Annotated in this window: 16 protein-coding genes; 14 read left to right on the top strand and 2 right to left on the bottom strand. The window is 59.0% G+C overall.

All coding sequences use genetic code 11. The annotated features are described in order from the left end of the window. Positions 1 to 2: 2 nt before the first annotated feature. Positions 3 to 2198, bottom strand: a complete 2196-nt coding sequence (gene katG / locus H5T74_07860) for a catalase/peroxidase HPI (GenBank protein ID MBC7230289.1) — start codon at positions 2196 to 2198, stop codon at positions 3 to 5. A gap of 316 nt (positions 2199 to 2514) precedes the next feature. Between katG and H5T74_07855 the strand changes: the two genes are divergently transcribed. The 8 genes from H5T74_07855 (at position 2515) to H5T74_07820 (ending at position 9062) form a co-directional block, all read left to right on the top strand. After that, complete coding sequence (locus H5T74_07855; protein ID MBC7230288.1) at positions 2515 to 3066, top strand: 2-oxoacid:acceptor oxidoreductase family protein; 552 nt, start codon at positions 2515 to 2517, stop codon at positions 3064 to 3066. Positions 3067 to 3072: 6 nt separating this feature from the next. Beyond that, positions 3073 to 3366, top strand: coding sequence for a 4Fe-4S binding protein (locus H5T74_07850; protein MBC7230287.1), 294 nt, complete (start codon positions 3073 to 3075; stop codon positions 3364 to 3366). A gap of 1 nt (position 3367) precedes the next feature. Then, on the top strand, positions 3368 to 4546 hold the full coding sequence (gene porA / locus H5T74_07845) for a pyruvate ferredoxin oxidoreductase (GenBank protein MBC7230286.1): 1179 nt from the start codon (positions 3368 to 3370) through the stop codon (positions 4544 to 4546). Positions 4547 to 4556: 10 nt separating this feature from the next. Then, on the top strand, positions 4557 to 5483 hold the full coding sequence (locus H5T74_07840; GenBank protein MBC7230285.1) for a pyruvate synthase subunit beta: 927 nt from the start codon (positions 4557 to 4559) through the stop codon (positions 5481 to 5483). A 4-nt stretch (positions 5484 to 5487) separates the two neighbouring features. Continuing rightward, positions 5488 to 5961, top strand: a complete 474-nt coding sequence (locus tag H5T74_07835) for an NAD(P)H-dependent oxidoreductase subunit E (GenBank protein ID MBC7230284.1) — start codon at positions 5488 to 5490, stop codon at positions 5959 to 5961. 4 nt (positions 5962 to 5965) lie between these two features. Then, the gene (locus tag H5T74_07830; protein ID MBC7230283.1) at positions 5966 to 7822 is read left to right on the top strand and encodes a 4Fe-4S binding protein; all 1857 of its coding nucleotides are present in this window, start codon (positions 5966 to 5968) and stop codon (positions 7820 to 7822) included. 1 nt (position 7823) lies between these two features. Further along, complete coding sequence (locus H5T74_07825) at positions 7824 to 8552, top strand: (2Fe-2S)-binding protein (GenBank protein MBC7230282.1); 729 nt, start codon at positions 7824 to 7826, stop codon at positions 8550 to 8552. Positions 8553 to 8894: 342 nt separating this feature from the next. Then, the gene (locus H5T74_07820; GenBank protein MBC7230281.1) at positions 8895 to 9062 is read left to right on the top strand and encodes a hypothetical protein; all 168 of its coding nucleotides are present in this window, start codon (positions 8895 to 8897) and stop codon (positions 9060 to 9062) included. Here H5T74_07820 and H5T74_07815 read toward each other — a convergent pair. Then, positions 9038 to 9214, bottom strand: a complete 177-nt coding sequence (locus tag H5T74_07815) for a hypothetical protein (GenBank protein MBC7230280.1) — start codon at positions 9212 to 9214, stop codon at positions 9038 to 9040. The two genes, H5T74_07820 and H5T74_07815, sit on opposite strands and share 25 nt — an antisense overlap. A 471-nt stretch (positions 9215 to 9685) precedes the next feature. Between H5T74_07815 and H5T74_07810 the strand changes: the two genes are divergently transcribed. The 6 genes from H5T74_07810 (at position 9686) to H5T74_07785 (ending at position 18135) form a co-directional block, all read left to right on the top strand. After that, positions 9686 to 10651 carry a YafY family transcriptional regulator gene (locus tag H5T74_07810; GenBank protein MBC7230279.1) on the top strand — a complete coding sequence of 322 codons (966 nt, stop codon included), beginning with the start codon at positions 9686 to 9688 and terminating at the stop codon, positions 10649 to 10651. A 261-nt stretch (positions 10652 to 10912) separates the two neighbouring features. Then, positions 10913 to 11155 carry a TM2 domain-containing protein gene (locus H5T74_07805; protein ID MBC7230278.1) on the top strand — a complete coding sequence of 81 codons (243 nt, stop codon included), beginning with the start codon at positions 10913 to 10915 and terminating at the stop codon, positions 11153 to 11155. 260 nt (positions 11156 to 11415) lie between these two features. Then, entirely contained in the window at positions 11416 to 12681 is a 1266-nt protein-coding gene (gene cas7u, locus H5T74_07800) for a type I-U CRISPR-associated protein Cas7 (protein MBC7230277.1), read from the top strand. Between the two features lie 4 nt (positions 12682 to 12685). Further along, a complete protein-coding gene (cas5u6u, locus tag H5T74_07795; GenBank protein MBC7230276.1) occupies positions 12686 to 14197 on the top strand; it encodes a type I-U CRISPR-associated protein Cas5/Cas6 in 1512 nt (503 codons plus the stop codon). Next, complete coding sequence (gene cas3u / locus H5T74_07790; GenBank protein MBC7230275.1) at positions 14187 to 17171, top strand: type I-U CRISPR-associated helicase/endonuclease Cas3; 2985 nt, start codon at positions 14187 to 14189, stop codon at positions 17169 to 17171. Before cas5u6u ends, cas3u begins: the two co-directional genes overlap by 11 nt. After that, positions 17155 to 18135: a hypothetical protein gene (locus tag H5T74_07785; GenBank protein MBC7230274.1), complete on the top strand. Its 981-nt coding sequence runs from the start codon at positions 17155 to 17157 to the stop codon at positions 18133 to 18135. Before cas3u ends, H5T74_07785 begins: the two co-directional genes overlap by 17 nt.

Genomic DNA, 18135 nt, shown 5'->3' with positions numbered 1-18135 from the left:
TGTCAGGCGAGGTCGAAGCGGTCCGCGTTCATCACCTTGTTCCATGCCGAGATGAAGTCGCGCACGAACTTTTCCCCGGCGTCGTCGCAGGCGTAGACCTCGGCGATGGCGCGCAGCTGGGAGTTGGAGCCGAAGATTAGGTCCACGCGGGTGGCGGTCCACTTTAGCTCGCCCGTGGCGCGGTCACGTCCCTCGAAGATGTCCTCGTCCTCCGCGGTGGGCGTCCAGACCGTGCCCATGTCCAGGAGGTTCACGAAGAAGTCGTTGGTGAGCGTTCCGGGCCGCGCGGTGAAGACCCCGTGCCCGGACCCGCCGTAGTTGGCGCCCAGGACGCGCATGCCCCCCACCAGCACCGTCATCTCGGGGGCGGTGAGCGTAAGCAGTTGCGCGCGGTCCACCAGCAGGTGCTCCGGCTTCACCGCGTACTTCTTCTTCTGGTAGTTGCGGAATCCGTCCGCGCAGGGCTCGAGGACGGCGAAGGACTGCACGTCGGTCTGCTCCTGGGAGGCGTCCGTGCGTCCCGGAGCGAAGGGGACGGCGACCTCGAAGCCGGCGTTCTTCGCCGCCTGCTCCACGGCGGCGCAGCCGCCCAGGACGATGAGGTCGGCGAGGGAGACCCGCTTGCCGCCCGCCTGCGCGGCGTTGAACTCAGCCTGGATGCCCTCCAGCGCGCTCAACACCCCGGCCAGCCGCTCCGGCTGGTTGACCTCCCAGTCCTTCTGGGGCGCGAGGCGGATGCGCGCTCCGTTGGCGCCGCCCCGCTTGTCAGAGCCCCGGAAGGTGGAGGCAGCGGACCAGGCCACGTAGACCAGGTCCGAGATGGAGAGGCCCGAGGCGAGGATCCGCGCCTTGAGCTCCGCGATGTCGCCCTCGTCGATGAGCTCGTGGTCCACCGCGGGCACCGGGTCCTGCCAGATCAGCTCCTCCTCCGGGACCTCCGGTCCGAGGTAGCGGGAGCGGGGCCCCATGTCACGGTGGGTGAGCTTGAACCAGGCGCGGGCGAAGGCGTCCGCGAACTCCTCCGGGTTCTGCTGGTAGCGGCGCGCGATGGGCTCGTAGACGGGGTCGAAGCGCAGCGAGAGGTCCGCGGTGGTCATGATGGGGGCATGCTTTTTCGAAGGGTCGTGCGCGTCCGGCACCATATCCTCCTCGTCGACGTCCTTTGCCACCCACTGCCAGGCGCCCGCGGGGCTCTTCACCAGCTCCCATTCGTATTTGAAGAGGACGTTGAAGTAACCCATGTCCCAGCGGGTGGGGTTGGGCGTCCAGGCGCCCTCGATGCCGCTGGTGATGGTGTCTCCGCCTTTTCCGCTGCCGTAGGTACTCTTCCAGCCCAGGCCCTGCTCCTCGACGGGGGCGGCCTCGGGCTCGGGGCCGACATGGGAGGCGGGGCCGGCGCCGTGGCACTTGCCGAAGGTATGGCCACCGGCTTTGAGCGCCACCGTCTCCTCGTCGTTCATACCCATGCGCGCGAAGGTCTCGCGCACGTCGCGGCCCGAGGCCACCGGGTCGGGCTTGCCGCCCGGACCCTCCGGGTTCACGTAGATGAGGCCCATCTGCACGGCGGCGAGGGGATTCTCCAGCTCCTCCCCTTCGCCGTGGCGCTGGTCCCCGAGCCACTCGGATTCGGAGCCCCAGTAAATGTCCTCCTCGGGTTCCCAGACGTCCACGCGCCCCCCGCCGAAGCCGAAGGTCTTGAACCCCATGGACTCCAGGGCGCAGTTGCCGGCGAGGATCATGAGGTCGGCCCAGGAGATCCTGCGGCCGTATTTCTTCTTGATGGGCCAGAGCAGCCGGCGGGCCTTGTCCAGGTTGGCGTTGTCTGGCCAGCTGTTGACGGGTGCCAGGCGCTGGTTGCCGGTGCCCGCGCCCCCGCGGCCGTCGCCGATGCGGTAGGTGCCAGCGCTGTGCCAGGCCATGCGGATGAAGAGCCCCCCGTAGTGGCCGTAGTCTGCCGGCCACCACTCCTGCGAGTCGGTCATCAAGGCGTAGAGGTCGTTCTTCACCGCCTGCAGGTCGAGCTTCTTGAACTCCTCGGCGTAGTCGAAGTCCTCTCCCATGGGATTGCTCTTGCCGGAATGCTGGTGCAGGATCCTCAGGTTCAGCTGATCCGGCCACCAGTCGCGGTAGGTCATGCCCCTGCCCGATGCCTGCGGGTTGCCCCTGCCCGTCACCGGGCACTTGCTCTCTCCGTTCATGTTATACCCTCCTCCTTTAGCCGTCAGGGCTTATGGCCCGTGCCGCCGAAGATATTATTCCCCCGAGCGGGGTCGTATCTTCGATCTTCGATGTCGGTAACTTACGGTTCTGAGAAACCGCTGTTGTCCATCATCTTTGCAGATCCAAGTAAACCCGCGTCGAAGATCGAAGATACGACCCCGCTATCTAGCGTCGAAGATCGAAGATCTGACCCCGTGCGCTTGAACCGGTGGGAGATTCGGATATAATAGTTTAAATCTGCGAAGGAGACGAGACCGAAAAGACATAATGTAACTAGGCCTAACGGGAGCTTACATGCTGGAGATAAGGTTTCACGGCAGAGGCGGGCAGGGAGCGGTCACCTCGGCGGAGCTGATCGCGGTGGCGGCCATAAACAAGGGCATGTACGCCCAGGCCTTCCCCAGTTTCGGTCCCGAGCGCAGGGGCGCCCCGGTGGTGGCCTTTTGCCGGGTGGACGACAAGAGGATCCGCGTCCGTGCCAAGGTCTACGAGCCCGACGTGGTGGTCATCCTCGACTCGGGGCTTCTGACCCTCATCGATCCGGTGGAGGGCCTGAAGCCCGACGGCATATTGATAATCAATACCAAGAAATCATACGAGGAGATAATGAACGAGTGCCGTTTCTCCTGCCGCGTCGGCACCGTCAACGCCGACCAGATCGCCCGGGAGGAGCTGGGGCGGGTGATCGTGAACACCACCATGCTGGGGGCGGTGATCAAGGCCACCGGGTTGCTGGAGGTGGAGGACATGCGCGGGCCCATGCTGGACCGCTTCGGGCCCAAGCTGGGGGAGAAGAACATGAGGGCCTTGGAACGGGCTTACGACGAACTGGTATTGAAGGAGTAAGCGGACGTGGCCAGACCTATTGACGAGATAAAGTGGCAGGATCTGGAGATAGGTGCCGCGGTCAGCGAGCCCGGTTGCTCCCGGGAGTACAAGACCGGGAGCTGGCGTTCGCTGCGGCCGGTGGTGGACGAGGAGCAGTGCATCCGCTGCGGCCTGTGCTGGCTGTACTGCCCGGACGCGGCCATCCACAGGACGGAGGACGACCACTTCCGGGCCGACCTGGAGTACTGCAAGGGATGCGGCATCTGTGCCAGGGAGTGTCCGGTGGGCTGTATAACCATGGAGATCGAGGAAGGCTGACATGGCCAGGGAACGCAGGGGCATCGAGGTATCGCTCGCCATAGCGGAGGCGGTGGGGCAGGCGGACTGCGACTTGATAGCGGCCTACCCCATCACCCCCCAGACCCACATCGTGGAGCACCTCTCCGAGATGGTGGCCGACGGGCACCTGGACGCGGAGTTCGTGCCCGTGGAGAGCGAGCATTCGGCCATGAGCGTATGCTGCGGCGCGGCGGCGGTGGGGGCGCGCACCTTCACCTCCACCAGCGCGCAGGGCCTGGCGCTGATGGCGGAGATCTTCTTCATCGCCTCGGCCATGCGGCTGCCGGTGGTCATGGCCCTTGCCAACCGCTCCCTGTCCGCGCCGCTCTCCATCTGGAACGACCACACCGACACCATGATGGTGCGCGACGGCGGCTGGATACACGTCTTCGTCGAGAACGGCCAGGAGGCCTACGACCACGTGTTCTGGGCCTTCCGGGTGGCCGAGGACCCCGCGGTGCGGCTGCCGGTGGCCATCAACATCGACGGTTTCATCATGACCCACATGATCGAGCCCATCGAATTCGAGGACGACGAGCTGGTCCGGCGCTACATCCCGGAGTTCAGGATGGAGGAAGCGCTCCACCCCGACAGCCCGGTCTCCATGGGCTGCTTCGCCATGCCCGAGATCTACACCGAGGCGCAGATGGCCCGCGAGAAAGCTCTGGTGGGATCCTATGCCACCTGCATCAAAGCGTGGGAGGAGTGGGAAGGCCTTACCGGACGGCGCTATCACCCCGTGGAGACCTACCGGGCCGACGACGCCGAATATTGCATAGTCACCATGGGATCGCTCGGCGAGACGGCCATGGCGGCCGTGGACGAGCTGAGGGAGCAGGGAGAGAAGGCGGGGGTCATCAAGCTCCGCCTGTGGCGGCCGTTCCCCTTCGACGAACTGTACCGGGTGACGGAGGGGAAAAAGGCCCTCATCGTGCTGGACCGCGCTATCAGCTTCGGCGGCCCGGGCGGCCCGGTGGCCCTGGAGCTGAGGAGCGCCATGTACCGTAGGCCGCAGGCGCCGGCGATCGTGGATTACGTGGCGGGGCTGGCTTCAAGGGACGTTACGGTGGAGGATTTCAAGGCCATCATCCTCGAGGGAAAGGAAAAGGCCGAGCGGGGAGATATCGCCGGTTTCACGCTTTACGGCCTGCGCGGGTGAGGAGCGAGGTATGGACAAGTACTCGGTATATGCGGCGAGACTGGTCGAGAAGGGCGAATTCTTCGCCTCCGGGCATCGCGCCTGCCAGGGCTGCGCCGAGGCGCTGGCGGTGCGTCTGGTCATGAAGGCCCTGGGGCGCAACACCATCGTGGCCATGGCCACGGGCTGCATGGAGATCGTCTCCTCGCCGCTGCCCACCACCGCCTGGGAGGTGCCCTGGATCCACGTGGCCTTCGAGAACGCCTCCGCGGTCATCACCGGCTGCGAGTCCGGCATGAAGGCCATGATGCGCAAGGGGAAGCTCCCTCCCAAGAAGATCAACTTCGTGGCCATGGGCGGCGACGGCGCCACCGCCGATATCGGCATGGGCCAGCTCTCCGGGGCCCTGGAGCGCGGCCACGACTTCATCTACGTGTGCTACGACAACGAGGCCTACATGAACACCGGCATCCAGCGCTCCAGCGCCACCCCCTGGGGAGCAAGCACCACCACCAGCCCGGCGGGCAAGCTCTCCAAGGGCCAGCATACCCAGAAAAAGGACCTGCCGAAGATCGCCATCGCCCACAACATCCCCTACGTGGCCACCGCCTGTCCCAGCTTTCCCTTCGACCTCATGGAGAAGGTGGAGAAGGCCGCCTCCATCAAGGGGCCTGCGTATCTGCACATCCTCTCGGTATGTCCCACGGGCTGGCGCATCCCCTCCGAGGAGGCCATCAGGTACGGGCGCCTGGCCGTGAACACCTGCGTGTTCCCGCTCTACGAATGCGAGTACGGGAAGTACCGCCTCACCTACCGGCCGGAGCCCATCCTCCCCGTGCGGGAATATATCGCGGGGCAGGGGCGCTTCCGGCACCTCACCGACGAGGACATCGAGGCCATCCAGGAACACACCACGGCGGAGTACGAGAAGCTGGTGAAGCTCAGCGAAGAGGGTTGATCGCATGACGGAAGTGACACGCGACCTGGCACAATTCGATCGCATCATAGACCGTTACGAGAAAACGGAGGAGTCGCTGCTGGCCATCCTCCAGGATTTCCAGCGCGAGTTCCACTACGTCCCCGAGGAGGGCATTCGCCGCCTGAGCGAGGTCATAGGGGTCCCGGCGAGCAAGATCTACGCCATGGGCACCTTCTACAAAGCCCTTTCCCTCACCCCTCGCGGCAGGCACACCATCAAGGTCTGCACGGGCACCGCCTGCCACCTCAAGGGCGCACCGCAGATCCTGGAGGCCCTGGAGCGGGAGCTCAAGGTGAAGCGCAACGGCACCACGGAGGACGGGGAGTTCACGCTGGAATGCGTCAACTGCGTGGGGGCCTGCGCCATGGCTCCGGTGACCCTGGTGGACGATGTGTACCACGGTCAGACCCGCCCCTCCAAGATCATGGACGTGGTCAAGAAGCAGGTTGGGAGCTAGGGACATGGGCGCCATCAAGTCAGTGGAGCAGCTCGAAGCATACCGGCGGGAGCTGGCGGCCGCCGCCAGACCCGAACTTCCCACGGTCCTGGTGTGCTTCGGCACCGGCTGCCAGGCCAACGGGGCCAGGCCGGTGGCGGAGGCTTTCATGGACGTCATCAAGGAGCAGGGGCTCGAGATCGACGTGAATGTCGGCATCAAGACCACGGGCTGCCACGGGTACTGCGAGAACGGTCCGCTGGTGGCTCTCAGGCCGCAGGACATCCTCTACCTCAAGGTGAAACCGGAGGACGTGCCGGAGATAGTGGAGGAGACCGTCAAGGGCGGCCGCGTGGTGGAGCGGCTGGTGTACCGGGACAAGGCCACCGGAGAGGCCGTGGCGCGTTACAGCGAGATCCCCTTCTACAGGCACCAGCAGCGCATCGCCCTGAGGCACATCGGCACCATAGACCCGGCCAGCATCGACGACTACATCCTGGCGGGGGGCTATGCCGGGCTGACCAAGGCGCTGGCCATGAAGCCCGACGACATCATCTCCGAGGTGGAACGCTCGGGCCTGCGCGGCCGCGGCGGCGGCGGCTTCCCGGCCGGGACCAAGTGGCGTTCCTGTGTAGCCGTGGAGAGCGACGTGCGCTACGTGCTGTGCAACGGCGACGAGGGCGACCCGGGTGCCTTCATGGACCGCTCCATCATGGAGGGCGACCCCCACTCGGTCATCGAGGGCATGATCATAGGCGCCTACGCCCTGGGCTCGCACCAGGGTTACATCTACGTCCGCGACGAGTATCCCCTGGCCATACGGAACCTGACCGCCGCCCTGGAGGCGGCGCGGGAGAAAGGGCTGCTGGGCGAGGACATCCTGGGGAGCGGCTTCTCCTTCGACATCAAGATCAGCCGTGGGGGCGGGGCCTTCGTGTGCGGCGAATCGTCGGCCTTGATGCGTTCCGTGGCGGGCGAGGTGGGAGAGCCGCGCGCCAAGTACATCCGCTCGGTGGAGAGGGGACTCTACGATAAGCCCACGGTCCTCAACAACGTCGAGACCTGGGCCAACGTGCCCGAGATCATCCTCAAGGGCGCCGACTGGTATGCGAGCATCGGGACCGAGGGCTCCAAAGGCACCAAGGTCTTCTCCCTGGTGGGCAAGGTCAACAACACCGGCCTGGTGGAGGTGCCCATGGGCATCTCCATCCGCGAGCTGGTGGAGAACATAGGAGGCGGGATCCTGGGCGGCAAGGAGTTCAAGGCGGTCCAGACCGGCGGCCCCTCCGGCGGGTGCATACCGGAGCGCCTGGCCGACCTGCCCATCGATTTCGACAGCCTTACGGAAGCAGGGTCCATGATGGGGTCGGGCGGCATCATCGTCATGGACGAGGACACCTGCATGGTGGACGTGGCCAGGTACTTCACCGGCTTCCTGGTGGAGGAATCCTGCGGGAAGTGCACCCCCTGCCGGGACGGCCTGCCGCGCATGCTCGATCTGCTCACCGAGATCACCGAGGGCTGCGGCGGAGAGGAGCACCTGGCGATGCTTGAGGGGCTGTGCGACCTCCTGACCTGGGGGGCGCTGTGCGGCCTGGGGACCTCGGCCGCCAACCCGGTGCTCTCCACCATCAAGTACTTCCGCGACGAATACGAGGCCCACATCCGGGACAAGAGGTGTCCGGCCGGGGTGTGCAAGGCGCTCATCACCTATCATATAGACCCGGAAGCGTGTACCGGGTGCCGCCTGTGCGCAAAGAACTGCCCGCAGGAGTGCATCACGGGGAAGCGCAAGGAGCCCCATACCATAGACGCGGACAAGTGTATCAAGTGCGGCGTCTGCAAGGACGTGTGCACCTTCGACGCGGTGAGGATCTCCTAGCATGGAAAAGGTAAGCGTAGTCATCGACGGAAGGACCTTCGAGGCCGTAAAGGACCGATGTGTGCTGGAGGTGGCGCACGAAAACGGCATCTACATACCTTCCCTGTGCTACAACAGCGAGGTGCCGTCGAGCGGAGGCTCCTGCCGCGTCTGCCTGGTGGAGGCCCACCAGGGCGGCAGGATGAGGCTGGTCACCGCCTGCAACTACCCGGTGCGCAAGGGCCTGGAGGTGAAGACGGATACCCCCCTGGTGCACAGGATCCGCCGGGGAGTCCTGGAGTTGCTGCTCGCTCGCGTGCCGGATTCGGAGGTGATCCGGGAGATGGCCGCCTCGGAAGGGATCGCCGAGGTGCGCTTCCGCAAGGACGAGGGAGAGAACGAGCGCTACAAGTGCATCGCCTGCGCGCTGTGCACCAACGTCTGCGCCGAGGTGGTGGGCGTTCACGCCATAGCCATGACCGAGCGCGGAGCGGACAAGAAGCCTGCAACCCCCTATGACAAACCGTCGGAGGTATGCATCGGCTGCGGCGCCTGCGCCTATGCCTGCCCCACCGGGGCCATCACCATGAAGGAGAAGGACGGGGTACGGCGCATATGGCACCGGGACTTCCAGATGGTGAGGTGCAGCGTCTGCGGCACCCCCTACATCCCGCAGGCCCAGGTGGACTGGATCGTGAGCAGGACGGGCAAGGACAGGTCGTTCTTCGATAAATGCCCGGATCACAGGTAATCCCCGGGTGCGCCGGGGCACCCCGCGTGCCCCAGGAGTCCACGTCGTACCGCGCACAATCGCGATGGCCGATATAGGGCGCTCCGCGTGCCCTCGGAGTCCACGGTGACGCTGCGACCATAATATGCCGATCTCCATCAACAAATATTCAATAACGCTGTGGCGCAAGCGAGGTAAACCGAGGAAAACTCGAATCTCGAAACAGCGCTGTATATATTACACATGATCGCCGGGCTGGTTTATGAGCTCTCTTTTGTTGCAATAAATAGCCGCGAATCCATTGATTTCATACTCGACCATAAAGGATAAAGGATGGATTCTATGTACCGAAAGGAGTGGCGAGTGAACGCAAGGGCCTTACGGAAACAGGATATGAGCTACAAGGACATCGGCTTTGCCCTGGGTATGGTCTGGCGAACGGCAAAGAAGCTCTGTGAGGCAGAGGAGCTGCCCCGGCCCAGGGAAAGGGAGAGATCCTCCAAGCTCTACCCCTTCAAGCCGCTCACGTAGCGCAGGCTTGCCCACACCTTGCGGTGGCCCTCGCCACAAAAAAGAGAGAAGGCCAGGTCGTCATGGATGCGGGAGAGAGGCTCGGCGTCGGATAGCTCCGTCTTGGGGCCGGGCTTTCTCCTCTCCGGCGTGGAATCACCCTCGAGGAACACGGGCTGGGGCATGTGCGGGCGTAGAAGGTGGAACGCGGTATACCTCAGGCGATGCAGGTGCGCAGAATGCCGTACGGCTTTTCGGTCGAGGGGGACGTACGGACGCTCATCTCCGCGGCCTCCTTTGCCGTAAGGACTCCTTGGCCTCGCAGCTCTTGCGCAGCAGCTCGTTCTCCATTCGGTGCCCAAGGAAATCGGGTGCACTTTGCTTGTATGAGGACGTTCTTCTTTTAGATAAAGGTTTTTGGGAAATTTCCCTTATCTTGGAGAGTGATGGCTTTTGTTGTCAAAGAACAAATGCCGTATCCTATTTACACAAGTTTATGGGCTCAGCCTCTACACGCTCTATGGTGCTGACGGCAAGGCGGTCGGAAACGCAAATGTTGCATTGGGGCCGACCCTCCCTCCTGGAAGGTGGGTAGTGAGCGACCCCATATATCATGTTCCTGCGGCAAGGCGCGAGGAGGGTAAATGGAGAAGGTGAGCCGCCTCTGGCGGGTGATCAAGATGCTGACCCTCATCGAGGGGAAGCCGGGCATAGGGGCCGCGGAGCTGGCCGAGCGCTGCGAGGTCTCCCTACGCACCATCTACCGCGACATCGCCCTGATGAAGATGGCGGGCATTCCCCTCTACACCGAAAGGGGATACCGGCTGAGCGAGGGCTTCTTCCTCCCGCCCATGCAGTTCGACCTCAACGAGACGCTGTCCCTGGCCATGGGCGCCGAAATCCTCGCGCGCCAGAAGGGCACCCCCTTTCAGCGGGGCGCGCAGAGCGCCATGGAGAAGATATTCGCCGCTCTGCCCGAGGCGATACGCGATGCCGCATCCAGCGAGGCTGCGCATTTCAGCCCGGCCTGGGAGCCCACCGTCGATTACGCGGACCATCAGCCCATCCTGGAGGTTTTGGAGGAGGCGGTGGAGGGAAACCGCTCAGTGGAGATGACCTACTATGCGCTGTCGCGCGACGAGGTAACCCACAGGCGGGTCGACCCATACGGCTTCCTCTTCCGCTCCAACGCCTGGTATCTGGTGGGTTTCTGCCGCCTGCGGGGCGAGGTGAAGATATTCAAGGTGGACCGCATCAGGGAGGCGCGCCTTCTTGAGGAGACCTTTACGCCCCCCGAGGACTTCAGCATCAGCGATTACATGGGCGGGGCCTGGCAGGTGATGCGGGGCGAGCCCCGGGAGGTGCGGGTACTCTTCAGCCCGCAGGCGGCTCCTTTCGTAAAGGAATGCCTGTGGCATCCCTCCCAGCGCTGCGAGGACCGGCCCGACGGCAGCGCGGTGTTCTCCTTCAGGGTGGGAGGCCTTTCCGAGATCTGCTCCTGGGTAGTGGCCTTCGGGGGCGAGGTCGAGGTGTTGGCTCCTCCCGAACTCCGCGACATGGTCATAGAGCGCGCCCGCGGCGTGTTGGGGCGCTACGGCCTCACCTCCTGAATTCCAGGCGGATAAATCCAAAATACCGTCAAAGACTGCCATACTGTTGGCAGCATATCCTTGGAATTCCGCGAATAACCCGATAAAAACTGCCGTACAGCTGTCAGGCCAGCGGTACCAATATAACCATTAAGGTATGACCGTCACGCCATAGCGGCCCTTATCACTTTCGTTCTTAGGGGTCTTCGGAAGGCGGGTCGCTTCAACCGATTACATAATGTGAATTATGCGCTCTAGTGCATATGGAAAGGGAGAGGAGCGATGAGCATCAAGGGAGAGAGGAAGGTCTGGCTTGCGTATTTGCTGTGGCCCACCTTTATCGGGCATCGCTGGTACTTGGGGAAGATATCGTTGTTGTACGTCATTACGCTGGGATATGCAGGAATCATGTGGTTAGCCGACCTCTTCCGCATACCGTCCATGGTGAGGGAGCGCAACACCTACGCGTATCAGAGGCACCTGGCATATGCAGCCGAGGGGAGCGGCGGCGTACTTCAGGAGTGACGGAAACGGGCTGGCTTTTTTGGAGAGCGCGGGAGGAAGCATGGGCATAGTGGGAGCGGACGGCGGCGGCGCGGGGCCCGAAAGGGCCCCGCAGGGGGTGATGGTAAACGGCGCGGTGCGTTCGGGCGCTCCCGGCACGATGACAGCCCCCGCGGATTCCCAAGTGTGAGGGGATGGGATTACTGTCACTTGGTGGGGATAAAATGCTAAGCAGAACGACAAAATAGGCGATAGGAAGAGATGAATCGAGGAGGTAAGTCATGGGCGTACAGGAACTGACTTATGAAGGGTTGAGAAAGGCAATGGAGGGCAAGGCCTATGCCTTCAGGGCCGTGGTAGATCTTTTGCCGGCGGGTGGAAGCGGGGATAAGGTGTTTCCTCCGACATATCAGGGGAGCGTTTATGCCCGAGAGAAGAGGATTGTAGACGGGGAAGAGGTAAATTGCGTCTTGCTCGATTCGGTTCAGTCGCAGGCCAATCGCCTGGAACTGGCTCTTCTTGATTGGCATCGCAGTGTCACCAGTGGAGAGCGTCCCTTCCCCTTGGTGCAGATCGATTTCACTGGAACAGAGGTAGACGAAGTGGGCGTTTTTACGGTACTGGAAGCCCCACATCGAATCGCCGACGCCATTTTTTTCGCATCTGAGATTGAAGAGGATGGGAAAAGAGTGCCATTCAGGCATCCCAGAGACAAGAAAAAGAGCAGCAAGATCGGCAGGCTGGTGGATGAGGCTAGCTTGGCCGACGCGACCGGTCTTTTTGGGCTTTGCCCTACCGCCCTCATCTTCGGCATGTGGGATTCCCACGGAGCCCGGGGTGGATTAGGAGAAAAGTTCCAGCGGGTTTTGACATCCGAGATAATCGGCGTAAGCGCTACCGATGACAATAAGAGACCGACTAGTCGTATTGACCCTTTAATAAGGGTTGCCGGAGAGAGCCTGCCTATAAATATCAATGAGGATAAGACGTGGGCACTGGCTGAAGGTACAACCGGACGCAATTCGCAAAAATTGTCCAAAGTGGGATTGGGGAATGTGACTCCTTCTCTGATTGATAAGGATACAGGGGCGTATAATCACGGAGGGGTTTCCATAAGATTCGCAAGGCAGATCGCGGTCCTTTCGTTACCTGCGCTCAGAAGATTAAGGTTTCCCACCTCAACTGATGGGGCAGAGGTTGCGGCGAGAACCACCCTTGCGGCGCTTGCTCTAGCCGCCCTTTCCAAGCAATGGGAGGACGGATTCAGCCTTCGTTCTCGCTGTGACCTTGTGCCTAAGGAGGAGCCGAAGCTGACGTTGATATATCCCGGTGGAGAAGAGGATTTTCATCTTACTTTTGGGAGAGCTGATGAAATCTTGCGACAGGCGGTTAGGGATGCTAAGGAAAAAGGGCTACCCTGGCCCACAGGAGATGACGATGAGCCTTGGAACAAAGGCATCCTCACACTCAAGCCAAATGAAAATCTAGTCAAAGTGGTTGCTCGCAGCCGAGAGCTGGCATCCGAGCAGAAGGGGGAGGAAGCCTAAGAGAATGTTCGGTCTGAGAGTCGTATATCTTCGCGGTTCCGTCACTGCTGCGGATGTCAGAGGGGGGCAGGGGAAGGAAGAAGTAGAATGGCCGCCTCATCCGGACAGGTTGTTCTGTGCTTTGGTGCAGGCATGGGGAGACCTTGGAGAGCCGGAGGATGGAGAAAAAGCACTGCGTTGGCTTGAGGAGTTGCAGCCCCCCAATGTGACTTGCGGTGAAATTTTGTGCCCAAGCGTTCTTCGTCTATATGTACCGGTGAATGACACGATTGGACTAGGGGAAAAAAGGGAAAATAAAAAGAAAACGGAAAAGAATGGGGGCGAGGAATCAGCGAATGACGTTAGTAAATCAAAAATAAAAGCGGTGCCTATTCAAGGAACCGCTCTCCTTAGAGTAAGGCAAAAGCGACACATACCAAGTGCGCCTCTCGAGCAAGACGAAGTGTTCTTCTGGTGGCCTGATGTAGTAATCCCGAAAGCTTTCCGTGGGGTGATGGAAAGACTTGTGGGAGCTGTGGCCAGCCTGGGCCATTCGTCCTCTCTCGTGTTTATCGAAGTCATCGATGAAGATTTGGCTCTCGAGCCATCCTGGGTTAAACACCCCTCGGGTACGGTGGCGTTGCGCGTGCCTTATAAAGGAAGGTTAGAAGAGTTATGTAAAGCATACAGGTCTGATCCCAGGCGTCGTCCGCCGCAGAGCAAACTTTGGGCTACATATGGCAGGCCTGCTATGGAAAAGAGGTCTTTTCGAGGCCAGCACGACAAGGTCTATGTATTTCGCCTTATAGGTGAGCGCCCCCCCTTGCCTCTCGAATGCACTGCGGCGTTGATTGAGCGATGGCGTAGTGCGCTTGTGGCTGAGGCAGACCAGCCCCCGAATTGCGTCATAACGGGTCACGCTCCAGACAGCGATTTCAATGACCCGAAGCCCATGAAAGGCCCATTCATGGCCTTGTTTCCCCTTCCTGATGTGGGGCACAGGTATGCGAGGTCACATATCATGGGATTGGCGGCTGCTCTTCCGGAGGGAATTTCACGGGAACAACGCGAGGAATGCTTGATAGCACTGGGAAGGGTGAGGGAATTGAATATGGGCCGCCTGGGCAAATGGTCGCTAATTCCCTGTGATGTAACTGAGAAAGCCGTGGCACTGCATGAAGATACATGGCGAAAGCAGGCTAAGGTTTGGGCCAGCGTAACGCCCTTTGTGTTCGGAAGATATCCTAAAGATCTATGGGGTGAGGAAGCGGTTCAGATGGTAAGGGAAGCATGCTTGTTAGCGGGACTTCCCGAGCCTGTTGAGGTTGCCACTGCTCCAATCAGTTGGATTCTGGGGTCGCCCCCTTCTTTTCGTTTCCCTCCGCTTCCGACAAAAAAGGGGAGAGCACGACGTTGCTTTGCTCATGTGAGGCTGGCTTTTGCTGAGCCAGTATCTGGACCGGTTCTTGTGGGAGCGGGCAGGCATCGGGGTTATGGGATTTTTCGCCAGTTGCCGGAGGAAAGCCATGAGACTTAATCCTGATAAATTCGCCTGTTGGTTTAGAGCGTTAAATAATCACGATCCCTTTCCCTGGCAGGAAAGGCTTTTCAGAGAAAGGCTTTGCGCTGATGGGGCCGAGAGCTCAAGGTGGCCTGAGAACATTTCTCTTCCCACTGCGAGCGGCAAGACCTCTCTCATCGAGCTCTCGGTGTTCGCTCTAGCGGCAGGTGCCGAATGCGCACGCCGAAGGACTGTTTTTGTTGTAGATCGCCGTGTGGTGGTAGATGAGGCCCGGGAACGCGCATTAAGGCTGGAGAAGCTCCTTGCGGAAGCCTTGAATGAAGGCTCTCATCCTCTCAAAGAGGTTGCGGATTCGCTGATGTCTTTGGGGGGAAGTAAGCCACTTCTGACAGCGACACTGCGGGGAGGGATTGCGATTGACGAAGAATGGGCTCATTCGCCACTCCAGCCACTGGTGATCCTTTCTACGGTCGATCAGGTGGGCTCAAGCTTGCTGTTCAGGTCTTACGCGAAAAACAACCCGAAAGCCTGGCCAATATACGCGGGATTGCTGGGAAGGGATTCGCTCTTTATTGTCGACGAAGCTCATTGCTCCGAACCGTTTTGTGAAACGCTTAGAGCGATAGAAAAATTGCAGGGCTTTTCCGAGTTTGAGGTAGGAAAACCCATAACGGTGATAAATATGTCTGCTACGCTTCCAGGAAGATCGGGGGCGGCTTTCAAGTTAGATGAACGTGATCTTGAAGACGAGGAGATGGCAAGAAGGCTCAATGCGTCAAAAAAAGCAGAGTTAGTATTAATCACCTCAGATGGCGATGATTATCGCAAGAAGATCGTGCAAGAGGTCGTAGAGAGAGCCGAATGGCTTGCTTCTGAACTCGAAGAAGGCATAGTCGGTGTTGTGTTGAATCGTGTTGCTGACGCGCGCTCGGCGTTTGAAAGGCTTTCTTTGTCTCATGAGCGGAAGATCCTTCTTACGGGGCGGGCGCGCAGCTGGGAACGTGATAGACTGCTTGAAAGCTGGATGCCTCTCATTCGCGCTGGTTCGAGAGAAAAGCCCTCACCTCCAAGAGTGGTGGTTTCTACTCAATGTATTGAGGTGGGAGCGAATATAGATTTCGACGCGCTTGTAACAGAGATTGCCCCACTGGATTCCCTGCAGCAGAGATTTGGAAGGCTCAATCGCCTTGGAATAATGAAAAATTCTTCGGCTTATATCATAGCTTCAGAAGATCAGGTCAAAGAAAAAAAGATGAGGCGGCAAACAAACGAAGAGAAAACGCAGTCGAAGGAGCTGAGGAGAAACCAGGTCGGAGAGAATAGCGGTAAGGCTGCAAAACCAGACCCGATTTACGGAGAAGCCATCTTCAGAACCTGGTCAAAGCTCAAAGAATTGGCAAAGAAGAATGGCGAAAACGAATATGTTGATTTTGGTTTTAGTTCTTTTGAGAAAGAAATTGGCGATACGGAAGTTTCCGAGCTTTGGAAGGAATCAGATCACGCTCAGCCGCTCTTTCCTTCTCATCTCGACTTGCTTGCTCAGACGAGCCCTCCGCCGGTGCGTGGCCCGAACATATCCGCTTTCCTGCATGGAGACGCTGCTGCCTCTCCAGACATAACAGTTGTTTGGAGATACGATTTGAAAGAAGAGAACAAGGACCACTGGGTAGACATAGTCGCCGTGCAGCCTCCGGCTCTCGGTGAAGGATGTCAGGTGCCCATATGGGAGTTCAAGAGATGGATGGCAGGCTTGACATCAGAAGGACATAATCTTGATGCAGGGGACATCGAAGGCATTGCGCCTACCGAAGATGTGGGGATGCCGGATAGGCCGGTTCTCTGCTGGAGAGGCCTGAAAGATTCGACTATTGCGAAGGCGAGAGAAGTGAAGCCGGGTGACATGGTGGTTGTTCCATCCTTTTATGGAGGATGCGATGAATTCGGTTGGAACCCACTTTCAAAGGTTCCGGTTACTGATATAGGAGATATGGTAGCTGCAGAGTACAGAAAACCTGTTCTTCGTTTGTATGCTGTAGAGGAATTGGTAAAGGAGAAATTAAAGAGGCCGGAAGATCAACATGTGCTGGAGGAAATGCTGGAAGCATTGAAGGGCCTTAGGATGCTTGCATATGGAGAAGAAGATGCTCCCCAGCTTGAAGAGTGCTTGAAACGGATCATTGATGTGAGCTCATCTGGAGAAGATACGGCTTTCATGAGCTGGATTAGAAAAACAGCAGGCCGTCTGTTGGATGACAAACGTGTGAGGCTCATAGCCGATGGACCGGTTTGTGCTCTGGTGGGATCTAGGGGTCGCGGAGAAGATTCAAGCACTACCTGGAATGAGGATTATGCTGATCTAGAGGTGGGGCTGGAAGAACACAGTTGCGGTGTACGGAGTATCGTCGAGAGGTTTAGCGACGGCCTTCCCGCGGACATCAGGGAGGCCATGTGTTTAGCGGCATTGTATCATGATATTGGCAAAGCAGATCCGCGCTTTCAGATAAAGCTCCATAGAGGAAATGAGATTGCTGCTGTTACATCGGGAAAGCTCCTGGCAAAGTCTACCACCTCAGCTAGAGACGCGAAAGCGGATAGGTTTGCCGAAATGCGCTCGGGATATCCGAAAGGCGCAAGGCACGAGGCGCAATCAGTGGCGCTGCTGGAGGCAAGAAAGGATATCCTCAAGGGGCTTCAAGACGGAGACTTAGCCCTCCATCTCATCGCAAGTCATCACGGTTACTCAAGGCCGTTCTTGCCCGTGTTTAGTGAGTCCGAACCGGCAGTTCTCAAATTCGAGTTCAACGGCAAGGTTTTTTGGGGAAGTAGCGACCATCGGCTTTTTTCTCTTAATCGGGGTATTGCTGAAAGGTACTGGAAGCTGGTTCGCAGGTATGGTTGGTGGGGACTTGCGTATCTTGAAGCGGTGCTCCGTTTGGCAGACCACAGGAGCTCGGAGCGGGAGAGGACGGGGGATGAGGATGTGGTGTAGGTTCACTCTTACTGGCCCGAGAGGCGACAATCCTCTTGGATTCCTCGCCACCCTTGGCGTAATGGTTACATTAAAGGATGAAGGAATTGAATCGAAGTTATCGTGGAAAGGACTAACCCCAATCTTGAGGGTGGATATGCCTGATATGGCTGAAAAAAGCCATGAGGGAAGAGAAAGAGAATTAGTAAGGATTATTCATAGCAGACTGAAAAGAGCAAAGAAAAGAGGGACTGATGTTGCCGAGGATTCCAGCCTGAATGATCTTAAGAAAAAGAATTTGACTTTCAGCAATAAAGAGTTTCTGGATTTCGCAGAAATGTCTTTTGATGAGTGCCGATTTCCTGAAAGGCGATTGCTGGATCTCATCTCCTCTTTTGGGATAATGGGGCCTAAAAAAGAGGGGAAAATGGCACCGACGCCTTGGGCCCTTTTGAGTGGATCGGGACATCAGGAATTTTTAAAGACGGTAAACGACTTGATGCTATGTTGTGAAGAAGATGATTACCACAGGGCTTTGTTCGGCCCATGGGAAGGAGATAGGGAGAAATACTCATTGAGGCTTGAGCCTGCAGAGGACCGCAGGTATGCCTTAATGGACGGAGACCCTAGTGATAGCAAGAGAAGGGTTAAAACTCTATGGGGCGCCAATCGCCTTGCTTTTGAGGCATTGCGCTTGTTTCCAACTTACTCTGCTGATAGCGCAGAAAAAAGAGAGGGAAGCCTTGGGGCTGTAGGGTGGGATGATGAATTAAGATCAGTACGCTGGCCTCTGTGGCGTTATCCCATTGGAGTCGAGGTGGTGAAATCGATTCTCTGCTTGCCTGCAATATGGAAGGAGGGCGATTTGACTGAAAGAGGCCGCCTTGTCGAGATGGGGATTTTTTCAGTTATCCAGTCGAGAAAAGTTGCAGAAGGGAAATATAAAAACATGACTTTCGGCATACCACTTTGGTTCGATTATTAA

The organism is Actinomycetota bacterium (genome assembly GCA_014360645.1).
GTDB lineage: Bacteria > Actinomycetota > Geothermincolia > Geothermincolales > RBG-13-55-18 > Solincola_B.
This window is presented reverse-complemented; position numbering and strand designations above follow the sequence as displayed.